Annotated in this window: 3 protein-coding genes; all 3 read left to right on the forward strand. The window is 32.5% G+C overall.

Annotated elements, in window-relative coordinates; genetic code table 11:
- The first annotated feature begins 258 nt into the window (after positions 1–258).
- Entirely contained in the window at positions 259–780 is a 522-nt protein-coding gene (locus ADIS_RS03565) for a hypothetical protein (protein WP_035804555.1), read from the forward strand.
- Positions 777–1643: a tetratricopeptide repeat protein gene (locus ADIS_RS03570; protein WP_010852955.1), complete on the forward strand. Its 867-nt coding sequence runs from the start codon at positions 777–779 to the stop codon at positions 1641–1643. Before ADIS_RS03565 ends, ADIS_RS03570 begins: the two co-directional genes overlap by 4 nt.
- A gap of 128 nt (positions 1644–1771) precedes the next feature.
- Positions 1772–2149: a nuclear transport factor 2-like protein gene (locus tag ADIS_RS03575; protein ID WP_010852956.1), complete on the forward strand. Its 378-nt coding sequence runs from the start codon at positions 1772–1774 to the stop codon at positions 2147–2149.
- Positions 2150–2344 lie beyond the last annotated feature (195 nt).

A 2344-nucleotide genomic window follows, 5' to 3' on the forward strand; every position in this document is an offset into this window, starting at 1 on the left:
TAATTTTCCTTCTTAAAAGTCATGACAGTGATGTCTTGGTATACCGTATTAAACGAAAAAATGAGTACATTGGAATGGATTCCGGACCGGTAAGGCTAGCGAAGCTTTTGTTCAACAGCCGTTTGGCGTAATGGCGGGTGCAGTGCTTCGTATGACAGTTTTGTGGTAGGTTCAAGTGCAGTTCTTCGATTGAACTTTTGTGCTAAAAATCCGCCACTACGCAAAGCGGCAAAACGTTGTAAGACATTATAAAAAACTATGAACAAACATTTACTTTTTATTCCAGTCTTTATATTAACCCTTTCAGGTTGTAATTCAGAAAATAAAATTTTTGAAAAGACGGAATATCTTCGGTGGGTCGGAGATATTGAGCATGATAGTAAAATTGATAATATCGATTTTAAACTATGCAATGAAGATTATCAAGTGCTGCAATATTTCAACATTGGTATGGGGCCCGTTTACAAAGGTGAAAAAAAGAAATTAATTAATGCTTTTAATTCAAATTTTGAGCCTGTTACAGAAAAAAAACAAAATGGATGGATTAGAATACGTTTTATAGTGAATTGCGAGGGGCATGCAGGTCGATTTAGGATTTTACAGTCAGATAATAATTATGAAGACTTCAATTTTGACCGTAAAATCATAACACAATTAATAGAAATAGCCAAAGGAATTGAAAACTGGGAAATATTGTATAGTGAAGGAATTCCTATTGATTATTATATGTATTTAGTTTTTAAAATATCAGATGGTCACATATTAGAAATCTTGCCATGAAGAAAAGTTTTTGCCTATTATTGATGATAATAATCTTTTCAAATGCTTTTGCACAGCTCAATTGTGAAGCTTACAAATTTTATGGAGACACATTAAAATATAATGCTTGTGTTAAAGCAATGGAGATAAGTGAACATTATCAATTTAGTAAGGAATATCAATCAATTTTGGATGAATCATTAGAAATTGACCCAACATTTGACTATGCATATTGGGCTAAATCAATTGCTTATTTAAAAAGTGGAGATTTTATAACTTGGAAAAAGCTAATTGATAAAGCTGTTGAATTTAATCCTAAAGAATACTTGGGTTATAGAGGTTGGTGTAGGTATCAATTTTTCCGTGACTATGAAGGTGCAATAAATGATATTGAACTCTTATCCAGATCAGTTAACTATGATATAGGTCAGTCACAAAATGGAACATATCACTTAAATATAGCTAAAGGTTTAAGCTACAAAGGACTAGGGAAAAAAGAAATGGCTATTGAAATTATTGAAAGTCAAATAGCGAAAAACGAAGAGATGAATTTCGTTGGAGTTTATGATTATTTACACCTTGGTGTATTGTACTTTGAAACAGGACAGCTTGAAAATGCAATGTTAATGTTTAAAAAACAAGCTTTAATAAATGATTTAGCCGAAAACAAGTTTTATATGGCTTTAACATTTTTGAAACTAAAAGATATACTTGAATATAAATCTAACTTGGAGTTGGCAAAACAACTATATGAAAAAGGAATTAGAATGTCTGATCCATATACAAATCCAATGGATAAAGTTTTTTTAGAAGATATCGAGAATGAAATAAAAACGTCTTACAACATCACCTTGGAAGACAGCGGGCGGTTCCAAGTAAATTGAAAGTTTAGTATCTTTAAGAAGTTAGGAGTAGGTTGGAAGAGAGGTGTTCCGAATGCCCGCCGTCTCCAAGCTGAACCACGTTGGCAACAAGCTTAAAAAAAATCGTACTGAAAACAAATTCTGGTAAAATGACAAAAATTATTTCAAGTCCAAATTGTGGAAACTCACCAAAAATGGAATTTCTAAAAGAATTCAATATTGCCTTTGCAGAGGGAAAAGTGGAATTTATAATCGAAAGCGTAACAGATGACATTGTATGGGATATCATTGGCGACAAAAAGATAGAAGGAAAAGAACGATTTACTAAGGAATTGGAAAAAATGAAATCTGAAAAGGCTATTGAATTAATAATTGACCAAATTTTATCACACGGAAAAGAAGGAGCATCAAACGGGATTATGAAAATGCAAAACGGAAAACAATACGCATTCTCTGATTTTTATATATTTAAGAATACTAAATCAAATATTTTAAAATCAATTACATCATACGTAATTGAAATTTAGACATAAAGGAAAAGCCAGTTGCCAACAGCACCTACCCAAAAGTGGCGGTTCAGTGGTTAAATCAAGCTTTGTGCTTCTATTAAAGTTTCTGCTTGGTTGACAGTGAAGTGCTTCGAAATCGCCACCTTCGGGTAGCTGCAAAACGTTATGGGCAATCCCGTATATTAGAAACTCATTTACTTTCAGAGCTAACGG

It is taken from the genome of Lunatimonas lonarensis (assembly GCF_000390185.1).
GTDB classification, from domain to species: domain Bacteria; phylum Bacteroidota; class Bacteroidia; order Cytophagales; family Cyclobacteriaceae; genus Lunatimonas; species Lunatimonas lonarensis.

Bases quoted from the DNA above. Each gene is read 5' to 3' on its own strand.
- ADIS_RS03575 (WP_010852956.1), top strand. From the start codon at position 1,772: ATGACAAAAATTATTTCAAGTCCAAATTGTGGAAACTCACCAAAAATG.
- ADIS_RS03565 (WP_035804555.1), top strand. From the start codon at position 259: ATGAACAAACATTTACTTTTTATTCCAGTCTTTATATTAACCCTTTCA.
- ADIS_RS03570 (WP_010852955.1), top strand. From the start codon at position 777: ATGAAGAAAAGTTTTTGCCTATTATTGATGATAATAATCTTTTCAAAT.